The organism is Acidimicrobiales bacterium (genome assembly GCA_034521975.1).
Classification (GTDB): domain Bacteria; phylum Actinomycetota; class Acidimicrobiia; order Acidimicrobiales; family SKKL01; genus SKKL01.
On the sequence record JAXHLR010000010.1, the window covers coordinates 184,912 to 207,991 of the forward strand.

Genomic DNA, 23,080 nt, shown 5'->3' on the forward strand with positions numbered 1-23,080 from the left:
GGGGTTGTGTGTCAGGGGAGGTCAACGGGACGTCGCTCGACGACCTCGTCCTCGGCATCCACGTACACGACCTCGAGCGCTGCTCCGGAGCGAAGGCGACGAGGTCCCGTCCAGTCGGGACAACGCCCACATCCCGTTGCTCCAGAACGTGGGCGATCTGGAAGCCCGAGAGCATCTCGTCGTCGAGGACAACGCCACTGGCGACCCGGCCGTGGCCACTGGCGCGGCGCCGTTGTCGGCGCGAAGTGAGACAGCCACCACCATGGCGCCCACCACGACCAGCGCCGCCAAGGCGGCCGCGCCCGCCGCCACTGCTCTCGGGCGCGTTCGCCCACGGCCGGCGCCTTGCGGGCCACCTGGACCTCGGCCGCCACCTCGGCCCCGATCTCGCCGCCGAACCGCGCAGGGTTTCGTACCCATACGGTTGGAAAGTCTTCACGGAAGCACTGGAGCGGTCCGAACGGGCGGGTGGACGGCCACCCGGCGGCACGTCACACACCGGGAACGTGCTGTTCACACCGGTGTTTCGCCGAAGACACCGGAACGTGACACCGCCCTGGCACACTGACGCGGCGGGCGGCTCACGGACAAGGACACGACATGGCGAGCACCTATTGGAAGTTCCGGGCCCAGCTGGCCGACCGCCCCGGCGGGCTCGCGTCCGCGGCCAGGGCCTACGCCGACCTCGGTGCGAACATCCTCGACGTCGACGTTCACCTCCTCGAACCCACCCAGGTGGCCGACGACGTCGTCATCGAGCTGGCCTACTGGGCCGAACCCGGAGCCGTCGAGGCGGCCCTGCTCGCCGCCGGCGCCACCGAGGTGTCGGGTCGTCGCCTCGACCCCCACGAGTTGGTCGACGGCCAGGCCCGGGTGATCGATCTGGCCACCCGCCTCGTCCAAGCCCGCGATGGCGACGCCGAGCTGTTGGCCGTCCTGCCCTCGCTGGCCACATGCGACCTCGCCTGGTTGGGTCCCGCTCCCGGTCTGGCTGCGTCCCCCGCCCAGGAGCACGCGCTCGCCCATCACGAGCCGGTGATCACCCGCGAACCGCTGGCGAGGCTCGGTGGCGACCGCGACGGCAAGGTCTGGGTGGCGGCCATCCCCTGGTGCGTCGCCGGCGACCGCGTCGCGTGTCTCGCCCGCCTCGGTCCACGCTTCTCGGCCACCGAGATCGCCCGGGTCCAGTCGATGCTCGGGCTGGCCGACTCGCTGCCCCTCGCTCACCCCAGCCGCGTCTGAGGCTCGACCCGGGCCACCAGGATGGCGATGTCGTCGTGAGCGACGCCGTCCTGCACACCCAGCGCCGCGGACTCCAGTTCGGCACACATCCGCCCCGCGCCGCGGCCGGCCAGCGGTGCAAGCACCCGTTCCATGCCGTCGACCTCGAACTGGTTGCCCTCGGCGTCGCGGGCCTCGAGCACCCCGTCGGTGACACACACCAGCGCATCGCCGGAGTGCAGGGTGCTGGTGACCGCGGTGACCTGCACCTCGGGAAACACCCCGAGCAGGGTTCCCGGTTGTCCGGCGGCCTCGATGGTTCGGTCGTGGCGCACCAGCAACGGTGGCGGGTGACCGCCACAGGCGACGTCGGCCAGGATCGTGCCCGGTTCGGCGTCGGGTGACGGGTCGTCGCGCAGCCGGATGCAGCCGACGGTGGCGAAGCGGGGGAACCCGCTGGTGGAGTCGGCATCGGCGAGCATGACCGAGTTGAGCTCGGTGAGGATGCTGGCGGGGTTCGAGTCGTGGCTCGACGTCGCCCGGATCGTGTAGCGGGCCAGCGCGGTCAGCGACGCAGCCTCGGCGCCCTTCCCGCACACGTCGCCGATGACCAGGATCCAGTCGTCGCCCACGGTGAACACGTCGTAGAAGTCGCCGCCGATGTCGAGGCCCTCGAACGCCGGGTGGTAGCGCGCCGCCAGGTCGATCCCGGGGATGCGGGGGAGGCGAGGGGGCAACAGGCTCTGCTGCAGGGTGCGGGCCAGCATGGCTGAGCGCTTGCCGGCCTCGGCCACCGCCGCCGCCTGGGCCCGCTCGAGGGTGACGTCGCGGAAGCTCCACAGGAATCCGAGGTACTCGCCGTCGGGGCCCGTGAGGCAGGTGCCGTGGCGGTCGAGGACGCGACCGTTCGCCAGCTCGACCTCGTCGTGCATGCGGTCCGGACGGTCCTCGTAGGCGGCTTTCACCGACGCGACGAACCCTTCGCGGTCAGCGACCCGTTGCTCGGCCTCGGCCAGCAAGGCGTCGTCGCCCTGGGCGACGAGGTCGTCGTCGAGGTCCCACAGGTGCAGGAACCGCTGGTTGTACGCCAGCACCTCGCCGTGGGTGCCGACCGCCAGGACCCCGTCGACGCTGGCCTCGAACATCGACTGGAGCAGCGCCGCCTGGTACCGGTGAGCCGCCCGCTCCAGCTCCTGGGTCTCGAGCAGCTGCGCGTTGCGGACCAGCACCGCCACCCGTGAGCACAGCTGCTCGACCAGGCCGAGGTCGGACTCGGCGAGTCGACGTCCCCCGGTGGTGATGAAGGTGATCGCCCCGAAGGTGCCGTCGGGGCCGATGAGGGGCACGACCAGCCCGGCGGTGAGATCGAGCTTGCGAAGCAGTTGGAGGTGGTGCTCGGACTCGGCGGCCCTGGCGAGCAGCTCCTCGGTGGCTTCGGGAAGCCAGCCGCTGCGTCCCTCACGGATGGCCGCGCCGATGCCGACGGAGTTGTCGAGACGCACCGGGTACTGGTCGAACAGCTGGCGGATGACCTCGACCTGCTGAGGATCGCGGTGGTGCAGCGCGGCGAGTTCGGGCTCGCGTGCTTCGTCGAGCAGGTGTACGGCGCTGCCGTCGGCGAAGCGGGGGATGCTCAACCGGGCCAGCTCGTCGAGCTGGTCCTCGAGGGCGAGGTGCTCGCTGAGCGCGGCCTTGGCCTCGACGATGAACCGGAGGCGGGCCCGCTCCTGCTCGGCCTCGGCCCGAACGGCCGACTCCTCGGCCAGCAGGCGGGCGCGCTCGGCCTCGGCCTCGTGCCGCTCGGTGACATCGCCGGTGACCCCCACCAGCCCCACCACCTCGCCGTCCTCGACGACGGGATGGCCGCGTCCTTGCACCCACTTCGTGTCGCCGCCGGGGCACACCACCCGGTGCTCGACCGTGAACTCGGTGCCGGTGTCGACCGCCTCGGCGATCGTGGCCCTCACCGAGTCGACGTCATCGGGGTGCAGCAGCGCGAGGTAGCTGTCGAAGTCGATGGGGCCCTCGCCCGGACCCAGCCCGAAGATCTCCTCGAGTGCTTCATCCCACTCGACGGTGTCGGCCCGGCGGTCCCACTCCCACACGCCGAGCCCGCCCGCGAGCAGTGCGAGGCGGAGGCGTTCGGCGGTGGTGTCGCCGGCCCCCTGGTCGCCCGCCTGGACGCCGTGCCCACTGTCTGGCGCTTCCGGGTTCACCTGGCGTCACCGCTCCCGTGTGGTTCGACCGCGCCCGCGGTGGATGTGAACGCCCTCATGATACTCGGTGCCGCCGGACCACCGATGGGCGCGGCGGCGTGTGATCAGCCCCAGGGATGGAGACGGGCGAGGGCACCCCCGGCGTGGAGCCGCACGAGCCGGGGCGAGACGGCGTACTGCTCGGCCAGGGCGTCGACGGTGGCACCCGCCGCAAGTCGGGTGATGACCTCGTCCTCGGTGGGTGAGAGGGCGACGGGGGATCGACCGGCCCGGTGTCGTTCGAGCACCGCAGCGGCCAGCGCCTGATCGAGCACCGCCTCGCCGAAGATCAGCTGCTCGATGGCGGCGGCCAGGTCGGTCCCGTCGAGGGGGACCACACCCCCGACCCCAGCGTCGATCAGCTCGTCGGGACCGGTGGAGCCGCCGCGGTCGACCACCAGCACCCGACATGCCGCCAGCGCGGTACCGATGCGGTGGGTCACCTCGACAGCAGACGGACCCCCGGTGCCGGGAGGGTCGGCGATCACCGCCACGTCCGGGGCGCGCCCCAGCGCGGTGGCCACCGCGTCGTCGGCGGCGACGCTGCCGATCCCCAGCAGCGACGACGAGGCCTGGAGCTGCGGCTCGGCCCGCTGGAAGAGATCGTCGTCGCCGACGAGCATCACGGTGAACGACGGTTCGGCGGCGGTCATCGGACCATTCTGCACCTGAGCGCTGCGGTACCGATCACTCGGTGGCGATCGCGTCGAGCACGTTGAGGCCGGCCGCCCGGCGAGCCGGCATGACCGCGGCCAGGACCCCGAGTGCGGCGAACAGCACCGCGATGACCACCAGCGGGGTCACCGGCAGCGAGAACTGGGTGAGCCCCTCGGCCTTGAGCGCCTCGACGAGCACGTAGCTGCTCACGAGACCGAACGCCAGGCCGAGTCCGGTGCCGATCACCGAGATGATCGCCGCCTCCCAGCGCACCGCGGTGCGCACCTGGCGCCGGGTCATGCCCACTGCCCGGAGCAGCCCCAGCTCGCGGGTGCGCTCGTGGATCGACAGCGACAGCGTGTTGGCGATGCCGATGAGGGCGATGATGATCGACAGGGCGAGCAGGCCGTAGAGCACGTTGAGGATGGTATTGAGCTGTGAGGCGATGCCGCCGAGGAACTCGTCCTGGTCCTGGACCTCGACCGTGGGGTACTCGGCAGCGAGCTCGTCGAGGGCGCCACGAACGCTCGCTGGATCGACTCCCTCGTCCACCCGGATGAACACGGTCTGGTCGGTGACGTTGGTGGCGTATCGCTCCCAGTCGTCCTGGTGGAGCACCCGGGTGCCCAGCAGCTGGGGTTGGTCCGAGATCGCCACCACCGTGAAGGTGGCCTCCTCGCCCGAGGTGAACTGGACCGTGAGCGCGTCGCCGACGGCGACGTCGTTGTCGCGAGCGAGGCGGCGGTCATAGATCATGGTGCCGGGTTCGAGGTCGCTCAGCTCTCCTTCGGTCATGGCGACGTTGATCGTCCGCTGGTAGTGCTCGGGGTCGACCGCCGACACGAAGGTGTCGGCAGTCTCGCCGTTGGGCCGCTCGACCCGGGCGAACCATCCCTGCACCGTCGCGACGGCGTCGATACCGTCGACCGCGCGCACCTCGTCGGCGAACGACAGGGGGATGCCGAGGTTGAACCCCGAGGACTGGGCGATGAACTCGGCCTCGATCCCCCTGCTGACCTCGGCGTCGATCGACGCCCGGGCCGAGGCCGCGAACACGTTGATGAACACGACCAGCGCGACGCCGATCATCAGCGCGGCGGCAGTGGACGCGGTGCGCTTGGGGCTGCGCGCCGCGTTCTCGCGGGCCAGCACACCGGTGGTGCCCTTGATGGCGGGTAGGGCGGACCCGAGGAGCCGGGCGAGGGGACGGGCGATCACCGGCCCGAGCACCACCAGCCCCACGAGCAGCGCCAGCGCGGCGAGCCCGACCGACTGCACGGTGTCGAGATCGGGATCGGGTCCGAACGCGGGCAGCGCGGCGACGACCGCGACGACCACGAGCACCACGCCGATGGCGATCCGTAGCCGGGATCGCCCGGAGGTGTCGGTGGCGACGTCGCGCAGCGCGGCGAGCGGAGGGACGCGGGTGGCCCGCCAGGCGGGAACCAGCGCCGAACCCACCGTGACGACCAGGCCGGTGACCAGGGCGGCGATCATCGCCCCGCGGGTGACCGACAGGCCAGTCGTGGGCAGGTCGAGGCCGATGGCGTCGAGCAGTGCCTGGACCCCGATGGCCAGGAGAACACCGGCACCCAGTCCGATGATCGCCGCGACCAGGCCGATGAGCGCCGCCTCGGTCAGCACCGAGGTGAACACCTGCCGGCGGCTGGCACCGAGGGTCCGCATCAGCGCCAACTCGCGACCCCGCTGGGCCACCAGGATCGAGAACGTGTTGAAGATGATGAAGGCGCCGACGATGAGCGCGATGAAGGCGAACACCAGTAGCAGGGTGGTGAAGAAGCCGAGCCCGGCGGCGACCTCGTCCGCGATCTCGTCGGCCATCTCGTCGCCGGTCAGCACCACGCCCTTGGCGTCGGCGGGTAGCGCTGCCTCGATTCGCTGCACCAACTCCTCCTGGCTCACGCCCTCGACACCGCGCACCGAGATCGAGGTGATCTGGCCCGACATCTCGCCCAGCTCCTGGGCGACCGGGAGGGTGACGCCGGCGGTGACGGCGCCGAGCGCGCTGTCGCGCTCACCGAAGCGGTAGGTCCCGACGAGGGTGAAGGTGCGGGTCCCGTCGGGGCTGAACACCTCGATCTGGTCCCCGACAGCGACGCCGGCATCCTCGGCTGCCCTCAGGTTGAGCACCAGCTCGTCGTCGGCCTCGGGGGGACGTCCCTCGACCAGGTTCACCCCCGAGAGTGCCTCGTCGTCGATCCACGACTGCACGATCGTGGGTGGACCGTTCTCGGCGCCGATCGGTTCGCCGTCGTCGCCGAGGACCCGTGAGCGGAGGGTCTCGGCGTAGGGTCCGACCGCCTCCACTCCCTCGACGCCGGAGACCACCTCGATCAGGTCGTCGTCGAGGGGTTCGCGCAGGGTCCCGAACCCGGTGTCGATGAGGACTGGACCCCTGATCTCGGCGTCGGTCTCGGAGTAGACCTCACCGAACAGGTCGTTGAACGACCGGTCGAGGGTGTCGCTCAGGACCATCGTGCCCGACATGAACGCCACACCGAGCAGCACCGACACCGTGGTGGAGATCAGTCGGCGCTTGTGCGCCCACGCCGCCTTCAGACTGGTTCGCAGCATGGATCAGGCGCCGAGCTCGAGGTGCTTCATCTGGTCGATGATGGCCTCGGCGCTGGGATCGGCCATGTCGTGGACGATCTGGCCGTCGACCAGGTAGACGACCCGGTCGGCGTGGCTGGCCGCCAGCGGATCGTGGGTGACCATCACGATGGTCTGGTCGAACTCGTCGACCGCCCGCCGCATGAAGTTCAGGATCTCGGCGCCGCTGTTCGAGTCGAGGTTGCCGGTGGGCTCGTCGGCGAAGATGATCTCGGGCTTGCTGGCCAGCGCCCGGGCGACGGCCACCCGCTGCTGCTGGCCGCCGGACAGCTCGCTCGGGCGGTGGGTCAAGCGGTCTCCGAGACCGACGGTGGCGATCACGTGGTCGACCCAGTCGCTGTCGGTTCCACGCCCGGCGAGCGACATCGGCAAGGTGATGTTCTCGAGCGCGGTGAGGGTGGGCACCAGGTTGAACGCCTGGAACACGAACCCGACCTTGTCGCGGCGCAGCGTGGTGAGCTTCTTCTCGCTCAACGACGTGAGGTCGACGTCGCCGATGTAGACCTGACCGGAGGTGAGGTCGTCCAGCCCTGCGAGGCAGTGCATGAGGGTCGACTTACCCGATCCGGACGGTCCCATGATCGCGGTGAATCGCCTGCGGGCGAACTCGACCTCGATCTGGTCGAGCGCGGTGACCAGGGTGTCTCCTGATCCGTAGGTCTTGGTCGCGTGGACCGCGCGGGCGGCGGCGACGGTTGGCGCCGGAGCTGGCGATGGTTCGGCGACGGTCACCTGGTTTCCCTCTCGACGGATTCGTGGCGTTGGGCAGGTGGGTTCCACCTGCGTCACGGGAGCGTAACGAATCCGCGGGCGTGGTGGTGCTGAGATTCGGGGGCCCGTGACTCGGGTCACCGTGGTGGTGCCGACCCGTATGCTGGCGGGGATGACGTGTTCTGCGTGCGGGTCGCCCACTCCCGAGGGCGCCCGCTTCTGTCCTGCCTGTGGCCACCAGCTCGAGTCGTTGGGCGACGAGCGGCGCATCGTCACCGTCCTGTTCGCCGACCTGGTCGGGTTCACGGCCCTCGCCGAGAGCCGCGACCCCGAACAGGTCAAGCACCTGGTCGACCGCTGCTTCGAGTTGCTCGTGAACGACATCACCAGCTTCGGTGGCCGCGTCGACAAGATCGTCGGCGATGCCATCGTGGCCCTCTTCGGCGCGCCGGTGGCCCACGAGGACGACCCCGAGCGGGCGGTGCGGGCAGCGCTGCGGATGCAACAGACCCTGGCCCAGCGGGCATCGGGGCTCGACGCTCCCATCCGGATGCGGATCGGGATCAACACCGGCGAGGTCTTGGTCGGAGCGCTGCGCGCCGGCGGCGACTACACGGCCATGGGCGATGTGGTCAACACTGCCAGCCGTCTCCAGACCATGGCCCAGCCAGGCGAGATCCTCGTGGGGGCAGCGACCCACGCCGCCACCAACGCGGCGATCGGTTACGAGCCGGTCGGTTCGCTCGAGGTGCGGGGCCGGGGCCAAGGAGTCGAGACCTGGCGGGCGGTGAAGGAACTGGCACCGCCCGGCTATCGCCGCCGCGGCACCCGGGCACCGCTTGTGGGTCGCGAGGCCGAGCTGGGCCTGATCGGCCACGTGATCGACACCGCCACCGACCGGCGTCGCGCCGCGGTGGTCACCCTCATCGGTGAGGCCGGTGTCGGCAAGACGCGACTGGCCCATGAGGTCGCCCAGCTCGCCGAGCAGCAGAAGGGTGCGATGGTCGTGTCGGGGCGCTGCATCCCCTACGGCGAAGCCAACGTGTGGTGGCCCATCGCCGAGGCGATCCGCCATGCCGCCGGCGTCGGCACCGACGATCCCCCCGACGTGGCCCGCGAGCGGATCACCCATGCGGTGGCCGAGGTCGTCGAGCTCGATCCCGACGACGGTGAGGTGGCCCGCCTCGCCAACGGGTTGTTCCACCTGATCGGGGTCGACAGTCCCCTCCGCGACATCGAGCCCCATCGGGCCCGCGAGGAGCTCACGCGGTCGGTCGGTGGGTTCTTCGAGGCGGCGCTCGAACACCGACCGCTGATGCTGGTCATCTCCGATCTCCACTGGGCCGACGCTCCCGTGCTCGAGCTGTTGGCGTCGTTGCTCGAACGCCTGGCCGATCGCCCGTTCCTGCTCGTCGCCACCGCCCGTCCCCCCTTCCGCGAGGCCTGGCTTCCCACCGACGCCCGTCACAACACCATGGTGGTCAACGTCGACCCCCTCAGCCGCGAGGCGACCGGCGCCCTGCTCGACGTGCTGTTGGATGGTCGGCTCGACCCTGAGCTGCGTGAGGCTCTGCTGGATCGCAGCGGCGGCAACCCGTTCTTCCTCGAGGAGCTCGTGGCCCTGGTGGGCGACGGGGCCGGGCTCGACCAGCTCGCCTCCGGAGTCCAGGGCACCGAGAGCCTCCCCGAGACCCTCCGGGGGCTGGTCGCGGCGCGTCTCGATGGGCTCAGTCGCAGTGAGCGTCGGGTCCTCGACGATGCCGCGGTCTACGGACGCGACGGACCCGTCGACGCGCTGGTGCTCATGGCGGCGGCCGATCGGGCGGGGCTCGGCGTGCGCGATGCAGCCGAGGTCCGCGCCGCCGTCGAGGGTCTGGTCGACAAGGAGGTGCTCGTGCTCGACGAGTCCGGGGCGAACTACTCGTTCCGCTCGGATCTGGTGCGCGAGGTCGCCTACAACATGCTCACCAAGGGGGCGAGGGCGCAGCGGCACTGGGGCATCGCCCAGTACCTCGAGAACAACTTCGCCCGCTACGGCGACGTGAGCTCGGGGATCCTCGACGGCTTGGCCTACCACTACGGACAGGCGGCCAGCCTGGCCAACGACCTCGGCGGCGTGCCCGAGCTCCCCGACGACCTGGCCGGGCGCGCGGTGCGGTGGCTCGCCGATGCCGCCCGCCGGGCCGAGGCCGCCGACGTGCACGGCCGGGCCGAGCGCCTGTTCTCCCATGCGGTCTCGCTCCTTCCGCCCGAACCGTCGGCCGAACGTGTCGACATGCTGCTCGGTCGGGCCTGGGAGCGGGCCATGATGCGGGACCTCGACCCGGCCCGGGCCGACGTCGAGGCCGCGCTCGACGATGCCGAGGCGATCGAGTACCGATCCGGTCGGGCCAGGGCCATCCTCACCCGCGGCGCGATCGAGAGCCGCGAGGGCGACCGGGTGGCCTCCATCGCCACCTTCACTGAGGCCCAGGAGGAGTTCGAGGCGTCCGGCGACCGCAAGGGGATGGCCGAGGCGCTGCGTCTCCGTGGCATGAGCGAGCTCTTCGCCGGCGACGCCGATGCCGCCCACCGCTCCATCTCCGACGCGCTCGACGTGTTCGGCGCGCTCGACGACCGGCGCGGCCAGGCGTGGGCCTTGCAGAACTTGGCCTGGTTGGCGTTCCTCGCCGGCCGACCGGGTGAGGCCGACCGTCGCATCAACGAATCGGCCGACATGTTCGAAGAGATCGGCGACGGAGGTGGTCTGGGTTGGGCTCTCGGGCTCAAGGCCTGGGTCCTGTACCACCAGGGTGAGTGGGAGGCGGCCGAGGAGCTGGGGGAGTTCATCCTGGTCGAGGCTCGCCGCCGGGGCGACCGGTGGGCCGCGGGGATGATGCTGGTGCTGTCCGCGTCGCTGCGTCTCTGGACCGGCAGGGCATCGTTGGCCACCACCCGCGCCCAGGAGGCGCTCGAGGTCTTCCAGGAGCTGGGCGATGTCGAGCGCGAGGTGCATGCCGCGTCGGTGCTCGGCCGTGCGCTGCTCGCGCTCGGGCTGGTCGGTGAAGGGCTCAGAACCCTCGATCTGGCCACCGAGCGCGGACGAGGCTACGCGGGCACGGCCGCGTTCGGGCCGACCGCGGTGGCGGCTGCCGCGGTGTCGATCGGCGACCCCGAACGGGCATTGCGGGCCGTGGCCCTGGTTGGGTCCGAGAACCTCGACCCGTCGGTCATCGGCGAGAGCGATCGCATGGTGGCTCTCGGACTGGCGCTGCTGCAGATGGGTCAGCTCGCGGAAGCCGCCGAGCAGCTCGGCGCCGCGGTCGGCACCGAGGGCGACGAGGAGCCCAGCGCCTACGCGCTCAGCGCGCTGGCTTGTGCCCGCGCCGTCCAGGGTCGGGTCGACGACGTCGGTGAACTGGTCGACCAGGCCGTGTCAATCGGTCGCGCCACCTACTTCGATCGGATCACCGCACTGTGCGCGGCCGCTTCGTTGCAGCGCGGACTCGGCCACGGCGAGGACGCCGAGTCGCTGTTCGACCAGGCGATCGATCAGGCCGATCGCACCGACGACCGTGTGGCCCAGGTGCTGGTGCGACTTGCCGACAGCGAGTCGGGCGTCGCCACCGGGCTCGCACGCCCCGACCTCGACGACGAGGTGCACACCCGCCTCGCCGATCTGGGCATCGACGCCGAAGGCTGGCGCCAGGTGTTCCGGGGCGCGGCGCTCGCGGGGGCCGAGGGCCCCGTCGAACCGGTTCGCCGCTAGGACGTTCGGTTCTCAGCGGTTGGGCTGGGGCGTCACCCGCAGGTACGGCTTGACCGGGGTGAACCCCTTGGGGAACTTCTCCTTGGCCTCCTCGTCGGACACGGCCGGGACGATGATGACGTCCTCGCCGTCCTTCCAGTCGACCGGGGTGGCCACCTTGTAGTCGGCGGTGAGCTGCAGCGAGTCGATCACCCGCAGGATCTCGTCGAAGTTGCGTCCGGTGCTGGCCGGATAGGTGATCGTCAGCTTGATCTTCTTGTCGGGACCGATGACGAACACCGACCTTACGGTCTGGTTGTTCTCGGCCGCTGGCGGCACCATGTCGTAGAGGTCGGCCACGTGGCGGTCGGGGTCGGCGATGAGCGGGAAGTTCAGGGCGTGTCCCTGGGTCTCCTCGATGTCGCCGCTCCACGTCCGGTGGTCGTCGAGCGGGTCGACCGACAGGCCGAGCACCTTCACGTTGCGCTTGTCGAACTCGGGCTTGAGGGCCGCGACCCGACCCAGCTCGGTGGTGCACACCGGGGTGAAGTCGGCGGGGTGGGAGAACAGCACCCCCCAGCTGTCGCCGAGGTACTCGTGGAAGTTGATGGTGCCGTCGGTCGATTCGGCGGTGAAGTCCGGTGCGGTGTCGCCGAGGTGCAGGCTCATGGTGGTTCCCTCCGTGGTCGAGTGGTGCCGGGTGGTGGAGGACACCCGGACAACGCGAAGGCTAGCCAGCCGCCACCGAAAACCCGACTCGATGGATCGGGTTTTGGGTCCGCGGACCTGCCGAGCCCGTCCTCAGGCACCGGTCGCGTCGAGCAGCCCGACGATGTGGCGACCGATCGCCGTCGACGCGGTCGCGGCCGGTGACGGGGCGTTGAGCACGTGCACCACCGGCCCGTCTCGCTCGATCACGAAGTCGTCCAGCAGGCGGCCGTCGGGGCCCACCGCCTGGGCCCGCACCCCGGCGTCGGAGCGAACCAGGTCCGCGGGTTCGAGCTCGGGCACCAGGCGTTGCAGCGCCCGCACCATCGCCCGGCGGCTCACCGATCGCCTCACCTCGCCGAGACCCGTGCGCCAGTGGGCGCGGGCGAGGTTCCACAGCGCGGGTGACCCAGCGAGCGACCCCAGCTCGTCGGGGTCGACGTGCCGCCACCGGTAGCCCTCCCTGGCCAACGCCAGCACCGCGTTGGGGCCGGCGTGCACCGACCCGCCGATCATGCGGGTGAGGTGCACACCCAGGAACGGGAAGCGGGGGTCGGGCACCGGGTAGATCAGATCGCGGACCAGGTGGCGTCGCTCGGGCACCAGCTCGTGGTACTCGCCGCGGAAGGCGATGATCCTGGTGTCGGGGTCGGCTCCCGACGCGCGGGCGAGCACGTCGGAGTGCAGCCCCGCGCAGTTCACCGCCCGGCGGGCGCGGATCGTGGCGTCGGCGGTCTCGACCACCACGGCGCCATCGCCCCCGGTCCTGTCGCGGTGCAGCGCCGCCACCGGAGTGCCCAGCCGGATCTCGCCACCGGCCTCGATCACGTCGCGGGCGAACGACGAGGCCACGAGCGTGAAGTCGACGATCGCCGCGGTGGGCACGTGCAGCGCAGCCAGACCCGAGGCGTGGGGTTCGCGCTCGCGCAGCTCGCCGGCGTCGATCAGCCGTGCCCCGATGCCGTTGGCGGTCGCCCGGCGGGCCAGGTCGGTGAGGGTGTCGATCTCGGCCTCGTGGGTGGCGACGATCACCTTGCCGCACTCCTCCAGCGGGAGGTCGCGCTCACGACAGTACGCCTGCAGCTCGGCCCGGCCGGTGGCGACCAGGTTGGCCTTCAGCGACCCCGGCCGGTAGTAGACACCAGAGTGCACGACACCCGAGTTGTGTCCGGTCTGGTGGGCGGCGAGGCGGGACTCCTTGTCGAGCACCAGCACCCGAAGACCGGGCGCGGCGCGCACGGCGGCACGGGCGGTCGCCAAGCCGACGATGCCGGCTCCGACCACCACCAGGTCGGCGTCGTAGGGGGGTGCAGCCATCGTCGGTAACGTAGCGGTCACCCCGTCACGAGGACCCACCTGTGGATCGAAACGCCCCGCTTCACTCAGCACCCAACGAGCTGGCCGGCCTCTCCGAACTGGCCACCTTCGCCGACCTGGTGACCCGCCGTCGCACCAGCAAGCTGGTCGACCGCGGGCAGGGGGTGCCCGCCGAGCTGGTGCTGCGACTGTGTCGGCTGGCGACCTGGGCGCCGAACCACAAGAAGACGTGGCCGTGGCGGTTCTCGGTCCTCACCGGCGAGGCCCGCTCCCGTCTCGGCGAGCTGACCGCCCAGCAGCTCATCGACGAAGGGGTCGACGCCGAAGCCAAGCTCGACAAGGCCCGCACGAAGTTCCTGCGGGCACCGACGATCCTCCTGGTCGCCGCCCGCCCCGACGACGATCCCGAGCTCGACGTGGAGAACCTGCACGCCGTCGCCGCGGGGGTCCAGAACCTGCTCCTCGGGGCCACCGCCGCCGGGCTGGCCTCGTTCTGGGCGTCGGGTGCGCCGCTGCGATCCGACGCCATCAAGGAGCTGTGCGGATTCGATCCACAGGATCGCATGGTCGGGCTCATCTACCTCGGCTGGCCGACCGGCGACGTCGAACCGCCCCAGCGTCCCGACCCCGACGTGACCTTCCTCGACTCCTGACCGATCTCATCTGCTGCCCCGCTGGACCCGTTGGCGTCGGTGCCACTTCACCTCGACCCTGCAACCGGGGGCGGTAGCGTCTCGGGTCATGAGCAAGCTGAAGACCCTAGGAGCGCTGGCCAAGACGGGCGTGCTCAAGCCGATCCGGCCCGACAAGGTCGTGAGGATGGGCAGGGCGGCCAAGAAGTTCGGCTCGTCGCCCGCCACGCCCATCGCCATGGCGGCCCAGCGCTATCCCAAGCGCACGGCGATCATCGACGCCGAGGGCACCCTCACCTGGGGCGAGGTCGACCGCCGCACCGATCGCATCACCCGTGCGTTGCGCGACGACGGCATCGACGCCGACGAGGTCATGGGCATTCTCTGCCGGAACCACCGCGGCTTCGTCGAGGCGCTCACCGTCGCCGGCAAGCTCGGCACCGACGCCGTGCTGCTCAACACCGGGTTCTCCGGCCCCCAGCTCGGCGAGGTCGCCCGCCGCGAGGGCGTCACCGTGCTGGTGCACGACCAGAGCTTCGCCGACGAGGTCGCGGCATCGGGCCTGGACGACGAGATCCGCCGCTACCGCACCTGGACTGGTGCCGGCACCGACGCGGACGGGGGCGACGGCGCCGCCTCGTTCGACGCGCTCGCCGAGACCGGCGTCGACACCCCGGTCGACGCCCCGGCCAGCCACAGCGCGGTGGTGATCCTCAGCTCGGGCACCACCGGCACCCCCAAGGGGGCCAAGCGCAGCATCGACCGCGAGAAGGCCAAGGCGTCGATGCAGGCCAACCTGGCGGTGCTGACCCGCATCCCGGTGCGCTCCGGCGCCGCCACCTTGATCTCGGCGCCGCTGTTTCACACCTGGGGGTTCACCAACCTGCTGGTCGCCTCGATGATGGCGGCCCCCATGGTCCTGCGCGAGCGGTTCGACCCGGCCGATGCCGTCGAGACGATGGCTCGCGAGCAGGTGCGCACCTTCGTGGCCGTGCCCGCCATGCTGCAGCGCATCCTCGACCTCCCCGAAGAGCGGCTGCGCGGCCACGACACGTCGAGCCTCGAGGTGGTGGCGCTGTCCGGTTCGGCCCTGCCCGGTGGCCTGGCCACGCGCTGGATGGACGTGTTCGGCGACAACATCTACAGCCTCTACGGGTCGACCGAGGTCGCGGCGGTGGCCATCGCCGATCCCGGCGACTTGCGAGTTGCCCCCGACACCGCCGGCCCACCGTTGCCGGGGATCGACGTCCGGCTGCTCGATGAGGACGGTGACGAGGTCCCCCATGGCGAGACCGGGCGCATCTTCGTGCGCAGCGGCATGCTCTTCGACGGCTACACCAGCGGTGGCTCCAAGGCGGTCGTCGACGGGTACATGAGCACCGGCGACCTCGGTCACTTCGACGACGACGGCCGCCTCTACGTCGACGGTCGCGAGGACGACATGATCGTCTCGGGTGGCGAGAACGTCTACCCCCAGGAGGTCGAGGAGGTCATCCTCGAGCACGAGACCATCAGCGATGCCGTCGTGTTCGGCGTTCCCGACGACGAGTTCGGGCAGCGCCTGGTGGCGGTGGTGGTCGCCGCGTCGGGCGCCGATCCCACCGAGGCCGACATCAAGGACTGGGTCCGGTCGAACCTGGCCCGCTACAAGGTGCCCCGCGAAGTGCGGTTCCGCGACGAGCTGCCCCGCAACCCCACCGGCAAGCTGCTGCGCCGGGTCCTGATCGATGAGGAGGGCTGAACCGACCGATCACGGTCGACCTCGGTCACCGCCGCCGACGGGGGGCCGGGGCCGGCCAGTATCGGGGATCGACCTCATCGTCGGGCTCGAGCGGGCGCATCAACAGGTCGATGGCGCTCCACGACGTGCGGGACCAGGGGAAGAACACCAGCGGCGTGACCGCGGCGACGGTGACGGTGATCGCGATGAGCGGACCCGCCGGCGGGTCGGGCATCGTCGCCGCGACGCCGACCACGACCGCCAGCAGCAGCGCACCGAAGCTTACGATGGTGTTGATGCCCAGCGCCCCGATCCAGTGTCCCTCCACCCGGTCGAAGCGGAACCCGCAGGTGGGGCAGTGCTCGACCATGGTGAACCACCGGGGAAACAGGCCGCCGCCGCCACAGACCGGGCACCGACGCTTCGCGGCGCGCAACAGCACCCTCGACACGGTCAGCGGGGGCATCGGCTCCGAAAGCGGTCCAGGGTGGTCGTGCACCCGTCCAGTATCGCCGCGTTCGGTCCGGTACCGTCGCCGCGGCAGAGATGACCGGTCAGGGGGGATGTGGACCATGGCAGAGATGGCGATCGGGACGGCCGTGGGCTGGCTCGCCGAACGCGATCCCGACCGACCGGCGGTCACCCACGAGGGCCGAACCGTCACCCGCGCCGAGCTCGACCGCCGCACCAACCGCCTGGCCCGCGCCTACGCCGAGCTGGGTGTCGGCCAGGACGACCTGGTCACCGTCGGGCTGCCCAACGGGATCGAGTTCTACGAGGCCTGCATCGCCGCGTGGAAGCTGGGCGCGACACCGCAGCCGATCTCGGCCCGGCTGCCGGTGCGCGAGCGCGAGGCGATCGTCGAGCTGGCCGACCCGCCGATCGTGGTCGGGGTCGAGCCCGGATCCCACGGCGAACGCAGATGCCTGCCCATCGGCTTCGAGCCGTCCCAGAACCTCGACGACGGTCCGCTTCCCGAACGCACCGCCGCGGCCTACAAGGCGCCCACCTCGGGTGGCAGTACCGGACGCCCCAAGATCATCGTGTCGGGCCAGGCGGGGGTGGTCGACCCCGAGGCGACTCGGCCCTTCGGCGCGTCGCTCGACGGGGTCCAGCTCGTGCCCGGCCCGCTCTATCACAACGCCCCGTTCGTGTTCTCCATGAGCGGGCTCTTCACCGGCAACCACCTGGTGGTGATGACCCGCTTCGACCCTGCGCTGACCCTCGAGCTGGTGGAGCGACACCGGGTCGACTGGATGTTGCTGGTGCCGACGATGATGCACCGGATCTGGCGGCTCCCCGACGACGAGAAGCTCGATCGTGACGTCTCGTCGATCAACGGCATCCTCCACCTGGGTGCACCGTGTCCGCCCTGGCTCAAGCAGGCCTGGATCGACTGGCTCGGGCCCGACCGGATCTGGGAGCTCTACGCCGGGACCGAGGCCCAGGGGGTCACCACCATCAGCGGCCAGGAGTGGCTCGACCATCCGGGATCGGTCGGCAGGATCCGCGAGGACACCATGAAGATCTGCGATCCCGACGGCAACGAGCTGGCGCCGGGCGAGGTGGGCGAGCTCTGGATGAAGGTGCCCGAGGACCGGCCCACCTACCGCTACATCGGCGCCTCCGCCCGCCATCGCGACGGGTGGGAGTCGCTCGGCGACATGGGCTCGATCGATGCCGACGGCTACCTCTACCTCGCCGACCGGTTGAGCGACATGGTCCTCTCCGGAGGGTCGAACATCTACCCCGCGGAGGTCGAAGCAGCCCTCGATGAGCACCCGGCGGTGTCATCGTGTGCGGTCATCGGGCTTCCCGACGACGAGATGGGCAACGTCGTGCACGCGGTCGTGCACCTGCATCCCGGCCACGAGGGGATCAGCGACGACGAGCTGGCGGAGTTCCTCGCCGAGCGACTCGTCCGCTACAAGATCCCCCGTTCGTTCGAGCGGGTGGACGCTCCGGTGCGCGACGATGCCGGGAAGGTCCGCCGGTCGGCGCTTCGCGAGGAGCGGCTGTGACATTCGACCCTTGCCGGGACCCAGGCCCCACCGCATGGTGGACGAAGAGGAGGTTGTCATGATCGACCAGGTGATCGTGCCGCTGGACGGTTCCGAGCACGCGGACCGTGCCCTGCGCCCCGCCATCGAGGTGGCGCGCCGGCTCGGCGCTTCGGTCTCGTTGTTGCGGGCCATCCACCCCGACGACGTCGAGGTCGCCAAGACCGAGCTGAGCGAGCGTCGCGACGAGCACGAACCCCCCGGGTGCGAGCTGATCATCGACACCATGAACGGTCCCGTCGGAGCGATCGCCAGCGCGATCGACGAACACCCCGACTCGCTGGTGTGCATGACCACCCACGGCCGCAGCGGCCTCACCCGGGCACTGCTCGGGTCGGTGGCCGAGGAAGCGCTGCGCGAGGTCGACGTCCCCTTCCTGCTGGTGGGCCCGGGGTACGTGCCCGGAACCGGGCTGGGGTCCTGCGTGATCGTCCCCGTCGACGGCAGCCAGCGGTCCCAAGCGGTCCTGCCCGTCGCCGCCGACTGGTCGACCCGCCTCGAGGTGCCGCTGTGGGTCGTGACCGTCGTCGATCCCGCCAAGGTCGAGAAGGTGAAGGTCGACGGCGGCGACCTCCAGGAGGACGGGTACGTGCACCGCCTGGCCGCCTCGCTGCCCGCCACCGGCCAGGAGCGCGACTGGGAGGTCCTCCACAGCGCCGACCCGGCCGAGGGGATCACCGAGTTCGTCGAGGCACGCAACGGCGGGCTGATCGTCATGGCCACCCACGGCCGTTCCGGGCTCGCCCGCGTCGCACTCGGCAGCGTGGCCAGCCGCGTCGTGCGCGACCACCAGGGCCTCAGCCTCGTCGTCCGTCCCTCAGGCCTCGACGACGGCTGACCGTCGGGAGATCCAGCCACCCCACATCGGAGCCAACCATGATGCTGATCGACAACCGCACCGGGCTCGAGGTCCTCGACCGCGACGAGTGCTTCCGATTGCTGGGGCTCAACGGGGTGGGCCGCATCGCGGTGGTCGACGGCGGCCATCCGGTGATCCTTCCCGTCAACTACGTGGTGGACGCTGAGCGGGTCCTCTTCCGAACCGCGCCGGGCACCAAGCTCGATTCCGCGGTGCGCACCCAGCGCGTGGCCTTCCAGATCGACAACGCCGACCCGATGTATCACACCGGGTGGAGCGTGCTGGTGATCGGCCGCTGCGAGGAGATCACCGATCCGGCGCGACGGGCCGAGATCGAACAGCTCCCGCTGCGCTCCTGGGCCCAGGGTGCCAAGGACCACATCGTGGCCATCGCCGCCGAGGAGGTGTCGGGGCGCCGGGTCGTGCACGTGGCGGAGCGCCGGTAGCGACCACCGGGCAGCCGGCCGCGGGGGTCGGGACGGTCAGGAACCGGCGAGGACGACCTCGACGTCGAGGTCGAGGGAACCGGCGAGCAGCTCGGCCCGCTCGTTCGCGGAGTAGATCTCGAGCGACGGGTCCGACTCGTCCACCGGGATGGCGACGATGCGCAGCGTCCCGGTGTCGGGATCGACATCGGCGGAGACGTCGCGGATCACCAGCGAGTGCGACCGGTCGAGCCCGATGGCCACCCGCAGCAGTCCCGCCAGCACCGACACCGCAGGGCGGTCGGCGTCATCGAGGCCAGCCCACTCGGGATGCTTGGGCTTGGGAGCGCTCTTGCGGTGGTAGCGGGCGATCAGCGCGATCAGCTCGATCTCGTGGTCGGTGAACCCCAGCAGCTGCTCGCTGTTGCGGATCACGTAGTAGGAGTGCTTGTGGTGGGCCGAGTGGTTGATGAACAGGCCGACGTTGTGCAACAGGCCTGCCGCCTCCAACAGCTCGCGATGGTGGTCGTCGAGACCGTGGAGGTCGCGGGTCTCGTCGAAGAGGCCGAGGGCGAGCTCGGTGAGGTGCTCGCTGTGCTCGCGGTCGGGGTCGAGCGCGGCCACGTGCAGGACGCTGGTGCGTCGGAGATCGGACAGGTGGTGCAGCGAGCTCCCCCTGACCTGGTGCAACCGGTCGAGCAGGACCCCTTCACGCAAGGCGAAGTTCGAGACGAGGAGCGACTCGACGCCCATCGCCGCGGCCACCTGTTCGAGGACGATGGCGCCGGCGACGATGATGTCGGCCCGCTTGGCGTCCATGCCCGGCAGCTTCGCCCGCTCGTCCACCGTGGGCACCGACACGAGCAGATCGATCACCCCGGCCAGCTCGTCGGTGGTGAACTCGATGTTGCTGACCGACCGTGGGCGATCGCTCCCGCGCCGGGCGACCGCCATGGTCGCCAGCGTCTCGATCGTCCCCGACGATCCCGCCGCCACGTCGAAGCCGTGGACTCCCAGGTCGTGGACCGCGGGCCCGAGGAACGCACGCACGTACTGGCGGCAGGCGGCCACCTGGCTGGGCCCGGTCTCGTCGCCGGCGAAGAAGCGGTCGGTCAGACGGATGGCCCCCAGCTTGAGACTGCGGGCGTCGATCGTTCGGCCCTGCTCGCCGATCACCAGCTCGGTGCTCCCGCCGCCGATGTCGACCACCAGCAGGCGTTGATCGAACACGGGCAGGGCGTGGAGCACCCCGATGTGGATGAGACGCGCCTCTTCCACACCCGAGATGATCTCCACCTCGATCCCGGCCTCCTCCCGTGCTCGCCGGATGAACACCTCGTGGTTGTCGGCCTCGCGCACGGCGCTGGTGGCAACCGCGGTGATGTCGGCGGCCCAGATGTCGGCCAGCTGACCGAACCGGCGGAGCGCGGCGATGCCGCGGTCGATGGCGGCGTCGCTCAGCTCGCGCATGTCGTTCGCGCCGTGGCCGAGTCGGACGACCTCCTTCTCCTGGGCCAGGACCTCGAACCGCTGATCGGCAGTCGAGCGGGCGACGAGCAGGTGCACCGAGTTGGTGCCGATGTCGATGGCCGCGTGGGCCCGACCGTCGACGGGATCGTCCCGGTCGGCGTCGCCGGTCGCCTCGTCCGGACCGGCGACGACTGTGGGGTGGTTGGGCGAGGGTGGGCTGGTCACCGGGCGTCCTCGCGAAGCCTCCAGCGCCGGTCGACGGTGAGGGGAGTGCCGTCGGCCTCGACCCGACCGGTGGAGACGAGGTGGACGAGGTGAGCGAGCACCGATCGTGCGGCTGCGGGGTGCAGCTTCTCGTCGACGTCGGCGTAGAGCACGGCGACGATGTCGTCGATGTGGTCGTCGCCGGCGGCCAGGCGCTCGAGGATCTGGCGGGTGCGCTCCTCGCGGTGGGCGATCAGCGCGCGGACGAAGGGCTTCGGCTCGGTGATCGGTGGACCGTGGGTGGGCCAGTAGATCTCGTCGTCGCGGTCGAGCAGACGACCCAGGTTGGTCAGGTAGTCGCCGAGGTCGCCGTCGGGCGAGGGGATCACCGACGTCGACCAGCCCATCACGTGGTCGCCGGTGAACAGTGCCCGCTCCTCGGCGAGCGCGAAGCACAGGTGGTTGGAGATGTGCCCAGGCGTGTGCAGGGCTTCGATCGTCCAGCCGTCGCCCTCGATGATCGCTCCGTCGGTGGTGACGACATCGGGCACGAAATCGAGGTCGGATCGCTCCTCCTGCGGGGGGTCGCCGTCGGCGGTGTCGCGCCGGCGGTCGGCCTCGGGATGGGGGCCGAACCCGTAGGTCGGGGCCCGGGTGAGCTCCCTGAGTGCCGCGGCGGCGGGGGAGTGGTCGCCGTGGGTGTGGGTGATGAGGATGTGGGTCACCGACTCGCCGTCGAGTGCCCGCTGGAGGGCCTCGATGTGGGCGGGTTGGTCGGGGCCGGGGTCGATCACCGCCACGTTGCGGTGACCGACGATGTAGGTGCCCGTGCCGGTGAAGGTGAAGGGCCCGGGGTTCTCGGCCACGACGCGACGGATGAGGGGGGACACCTGGTCGACCCTCCCGTAGTCCACGGAGAAGTCCCGGTCGAAGGGCACAGCCACGTCCATCACCCTACGGCCTCGAGGTCCCGGGTCGAGGTGACGGGGTGCGGAGGTGCGTGCCGCGTACCCTGGTGGTGGTGAGGCTCCATCCTTCGAACGCGCTCCACGTCCGGGGCTCGGCCCTACGGGTCGTCGCCGCGCTGGCCGCGCTCGCGGCCCCGACGTTGCTCGTGGGAGGCCTGGCCGGATGCGGCGAGTTCCAGCCGATCGAGTACACCCGGGCCAGCACCACGACGATCGACCCCGCCGAGGATCCTTCGGACCCGGCCGTGGTCGGCGACGAGCCCCCGGAGATGCGCAGCGCCCGCTACACCGTCGAGCCCGGCGACAGCCTCAGCAGCATCGCGACCGAGCTCGGGGTCAACATCGACGTCCTCATGGCCGTCAACAACATCACCGACCCCAACGCGCTGGAGGCCGGGGTCATCCTCCGCGTGCCCGGTCCGAACGACACCGCTCCGGCACCCTGGCAACAGGAGGAGCAGGGCACCCGGTGATCGATCTGCGGTCCGACACCGTCACCCGGCCCACGGCGGCGATGCGCCGAGCGATGGCCGAGGCCGAGGTGGGCGACGACGTCTTCGGCGACGATCCCACCGTCAACCGCCTCCAGGACCTGGCCGCTGAGATCCTCGGCACCGAGGCAGCGCTGTATGTGCCGAGTGGAACCCAGAGCAACCTCGTCGCTCTCCTGACCCATTGCGGCCGAGGCGACGAGTACATCGTCGGCCAGCCGGCGCACACCTACCGGTTCGAAGGTGGCGGCGCGGCGGTGCTCGGCGGGATCCAGCCCCAACCGATCGAGGTCGAACCCGACGGCACCCTCGCCACCGGCCGCATCGAAGCCAACGCCAAACCGATCGACGACCACTTCGCCCGCACCCGTCTGGTGGCCATCGAGAACACCATCGGCGGCCGCGCCCTGCCCATGGGGTACCTGCCGGAGGTGAGCGCCTGTGCCAGCCGGCTCGGCCTCGGCCTGCACCTCGACGGTGCCCGGCTCATGAACGCCGCGGTGCACCACGGGGTGGCGCCCACCGAGATCACCCGCCACGTCGACTCGGTGTCGCTGTGTCTGTCCAAGGGTCTCGGTGCGCCGATCGGCTCGGTGCTGGCCGGGCCCACCGACTTCATCACCGAGGCCCACCGGTGGCGCAAGGTGGTCGGCGGAGGGATGCGCCAGGCGGGGATGATCGCCGCTGCGGGCATCGTGGCGCTCACCTATCACGTCGACCGGCTGGGCGACGATCACGCCAACGCTGCTCGGCTGGCCGAAGGGCTGGGCGCGATCGACGGCGTCGAGATCGTCAGCGTGGCCACCAACATGGTGTTCGTCCGCTTTCCGGCACACCAGCAGGCCACCTTGGCCGAGCGACTCGAGCCCTACGGCATCAAGATCCGGGGTGGTCCGGCTCCGACACCGGTGCGTCTTGTCACCCACCTCGACGTCGATGCCGACGGCATCGAGCAGGTGATCGACACGGTCTCGAAGCTGCTGGCCGACAGCTGAGGCCGCGGTCCCGCGGTGCCCTTGGC

The 23,080-nt window shown here is 70.8% G+C and carries 18 protein-coding genes; 9 read left to right on the plus strand and 9 right to left on the minus strand.

What is annotated here, in order from left to right:
- Positions 1–600 precede the first annotated feature (600 nt).
- Positions 601–1,242 (plus strand): hypothetical protein, encoded by a 642-nt coding sequence (locus tag U5K29_16005; protein ID MDZ7680044.1) that lies wholly within the window; start codon positions 601–603, stop codon positions 1,240–1,242.
- On the opposite strand, the gene U5K29_16010 is transcribed toward U5K29_16005, so the two are convergent.
- From U5K29_16010 to U5K29_16025, 4 genes are all read right to left on the minus strand, one after another.
- Positions 1,224–3,437, minus strand: a complete 2,214-nt coding sequence (locus U5K29_16010) for a SpoIIE family protein phosphatase (GenBank protein ID MDZ7680045.1) — start codon at positions 3,435–3,437, stop codon at positions 1,224–1,226. The two genes, U5K29_16005 and U5K29_16010, sit on opposite strands and share 19 nt — an antisense overlap.
- A 104-nt stretch (positions 3,438–3,541) precedes the next feature.
- Positions 3,542–4,129, minus strand: a complete 588-nt coding sequence (locus tag U5K29_16015; GenBank protein MDZ7680046.1) for a hypothetical protein — start codon at positions 4,127–4,129, stop codon at positions 3,542–3,544.
- Between the two features lie 34 nt (positions 4,130–4,163).
- Positions 4,164–6,728 carry an FtsX-like permease family protein gene (locus U5K29_16020; GenBank protein MDZ7680047.1) on the minus strand — a complete coding sequence of 855 codons (2,565 nt, stop codon included), beginning with the start codon at positions 6,726–6,728 and terminating at the stop codon, positions 4,164–4,166.
- 3 nt (positions 6,729–6,731) lie between these two features.
- Positions 6,732–7,499, minus strand: coding sequence for an ABC transporter ATP-binding protein (locus U5K29_16025; protein ID MDZ7680048.1), 768 nt, complete (start codon positions 7,497–7,499; stop codon positions 6,732–6,734).
- 151 nt (positions 7,500–7,650) lie between these two features.
- Here U5K29_16025 and U5K29_16030 point away from each other — a divergent pair, with 151 nt between their 5' ends.
- Positions 7,651–11,226: an adenylate/guanylate cyclase domain-containing protein gene (locus tag U5K29_16030; GenBank protein ID MDZ7680049.1), complete on the plus strand. Its 3,576-nt coding sequence runs from the start codon at positions 7,651–7,653 to the stop codon at positions 11,224–11,226.
- 12 nt (positions 11,227–11,238) lie between these two features.
- Here U5K29_16030 and U5K29_16035 read toward each other — a convergent pair whose 3' ends face one another.
- Together U5K29_16035 and lhgO are read right to left on the minus strand one after the other, a co-directional pair.
- Complete coding sequence (locus U5K29_16035; GenBank protein ID MDZ7680050.1) at positions 11,239–11,874, minus strand: peroxiredoxin; 636 nt, start codon at positions 11,872–11,874, stop codon at positions 11,239–11,241.
- A 132-nt stretch (positions 11,875–12,006) separates the two neighbouring features.
- Entirely contained in the window at positions 12,007–13,230 is a 1,224-nt protein-coding gene (gene lhgO, locus U5K29_16040) for an L-2-hydroxyglutarate oxidase (GenBank protein ID MDZ7680051.1), read from the minus strand.
- A gap of 41 nt (positions 13,231–13,271) precedes the next feature.
- Between lhgO and U5K29_16045 the strand changes: the two genes are divergently transcribed.
- Positions 13,272–13,883, plus strand: coding sequence for a nitroreductase (locus U5K29_16045; protein MDZ7680052.1), 612 nt, complete (start codon positions 13,272–13,274; stop codon positions 13,881–13,883).
- A gap of 88 nt (positions 13,884–13,971) precedes the next feature.
- On the plus strand, positions 13,972–15,603 hold the full coding sequence (locus U5K29_16050; GenBank protein ID MDZ7680053.1) for an AMP-binding protein: 1,632 nt from the start codon (positions 13,972–13,974) through the stop codon (positions 15,601–15,603).
- Positions 15,604–15,628: 25 nt separating this feature from the next.
- Here the strand turns inward: U5K29_16050 and U5K29_16055 are convergent, their stop codons facing one another.
- Positions 15,629–16,048: a DUF983 domain-containing protein gene (locus U5K29_16055; GenBank protein ID MDZ7680054.1), complete on the minus strand. Its 420-nt coding sequence runs from the start codon at positions 16,046–16,048 to the stop codon at positions 15,629–15,631.
- A gap of 115 nt (positions 16,049–16,163) precedes the next feature.
- Here U5K29_16055 and U5K29_16060 point away from each other — a divergent pair, with 115 nt between their 5' ends.
- Genes U5K29_16060 through U5K29_16070 form a run of 3 tightly spaced genes read left to right on the plus strand, consistent with a single transcriptional unit; the run spans position 16,164 to position 18,947 of the window.
- The gene (locus tag U5K29_16060; protein MDZ7680055.1) at positions 16,164–17,603 is read left to right on the plus strand and encodes an AMP-binding protein; all 1,440 of its coding nucleotides are present in this window, start codon (positions 16,164–16,166) and stop codon (positions 17,601–17,603) included.
- A gap of 58 nt (positions 17,604–17,661) precedes the next feature.
- A complete protein-coding gene (locus U5K29_16065) occupies positions 17,662–18,480 on the plus strand; it encodes a universal stress protein (GenBank protein ID MDZ7680056.1) in 819 nt (272 codons plus the stop codon).
- 38 nt (positions 18,481–18,518) lie between these two features.
- Positions 18,519–18,947 carry a pyridoxamine 5'-phosphate oxidase family protein gene (locus tag U5K29_16070; protein MDZ7680057.1) on the plus strand — a complete coding sequence of 143 codons (429 nt, stop codon included), beginning with the start codon at positions 18,519–18,521 and terminating at the stop codon, positions 18,945–18,947.
- Between the two features lie 36 nt (positions 18,948–18,983).
- On the opposite strand, the gene U5K29_16075 is transcribed toward U5K29_16070, so the two are convergent.
- Positions 18,984–20,621: a Ppx/GppA phosphatase family protein gene (locus U5K29_16075; GenBank protein MDZ7680058.1), complete on the minus strand. Its 1,638-nt coding sequence runs from the start codon at positions 20,619–20,621 to the stop codon at positions 18,984–18,986.
- Positions 20,618–21,544, minus strand: coding sequence for an MBL fold metallo-hydrolase (locus tag U5K29_16080; protein ID MDZ7680059.1), 927 nt, complete (start codon positions 21,542–21,544; stop codon positions 20,618–20,620). Before U5K29_16080 ends, U5K29_16075 begins: the two co-directional genes overlap by 4 nt.
- Positions 21,545–21,621: 77 nt before the next feature.
- Here U5K29_16080 and U5K29_16085 point away from each other — a divergent pair, with 77 nt between their 5' ends.
- Positions 21,622–22,041 carry a LysM domain-containing protein gene (locus tag U5K29_16085; GenBank protein ID MDZ7680060.1) on the plus strand — a complete coding sequence of 140 codons (420 nt, stop codon included), beginning with the start codon at positions 21,622–21,624 and terminating at the stop codon, positions 22,039–22,041.
- The gene (gene ltaE / locus U5K29_16090; GenBank protein ID MDZ7680061.1) at positions 22,038–23,054 is read left to right on the plus strand and encodes a low-specificity L-threonine aldolase; all 1,017 of its coding nucleotides are present in this window, start codon (positions 22,038–22,040) and stop codon (positions 23,052–23,054) included. Before U5K29_16085 ends, ltaE begins: the two co-directional genes overlap by 4 nt.
- Positions 23,055–23,080: the final 26 nt, after the last annotated feature.

Excerpts from the sequence above, each read along its gene's own strand:
- U5K29_16005 (MDZ7680044.1), top strand. The coding sequence starts at position 601 with ATGGCGAGCACCTATTGGAAGTTCCGGGCCCAGCTGGCCGACCGCCCC.
- U5K29_16035 (MDZ7680050.1), bottom strand. The coding sequence starts at position 11,874 with ATGAGCCTGCACCTCGGCGACACCGCACCGGACTTCACCGCCGAATCG.
- lhgO (MDZ7680051.1), bottom strand. The coding sequence starts at position 13,230 with ATGGCTGCACCCCCCTACGACGCCGACCTGGTGGTGGTCGGAGCCGGC.
- U5K29_16055 (MDZ7680054.1), bottom strand. The coding sequence starts at position 16,048 with ATGCCCCCGCTGACCGTGTCGAGGGTGCTGTTGCGCGCCGCGAAGCGT.
- U5K29_16070 (MDZ7680057.1), top strand. The coding sequence starts at position 18,519 with ATGATGCTGATCGACAACCGCACCGGGCTCGAGGTCCTCGACCGCGAC.
- U5K29_16065 (MDZ7680056.1), top strand. The coding sequence starts at position 17,662 with ATGATCGACCAGGTGATCGTGCCGCTGGACGGTTCCGAGCACGCGGAC.
- U5K29_16060 (MDZ7680055.1), top strand. The coding sequence starts at position 16,164 with ATGGCGATCGGGACGGCCGTGGGCTGGCTCGCCGAACGCGATCCCGAC.
- U5K29_16050 (MDZ7680053.1), top strand. The coding sequence starts at position 13,972 with ATGAGCAAGCTGAAGACCCTAGGAGCGCTGGCCAAGACGGGCGTGCTC.
- U5K29_16015 (MDZ7680046.1), bottom strand. The coding sequence starts at position 4,129 with ATGACCGCCGCCGAACCGTCGTTCACCGTGATGCTCGTCGGCGACGAC.
- U5K29_16020 (MDZ7680047.1), bottom strand. The coding sequence starts at position 6,728 with ATGCTGCGAACCAGTCTGAAGGCGGCGTGGGCGCACAAGCGCCGACTG.
- U5K29_16030 (MDZ7680049.1), top strand. The coding sequence starts at position 7,651 with ATGACGTGTTCTGCGTGCGGGTCGCCCACTCCCGAGGGCGCCCGCTTC.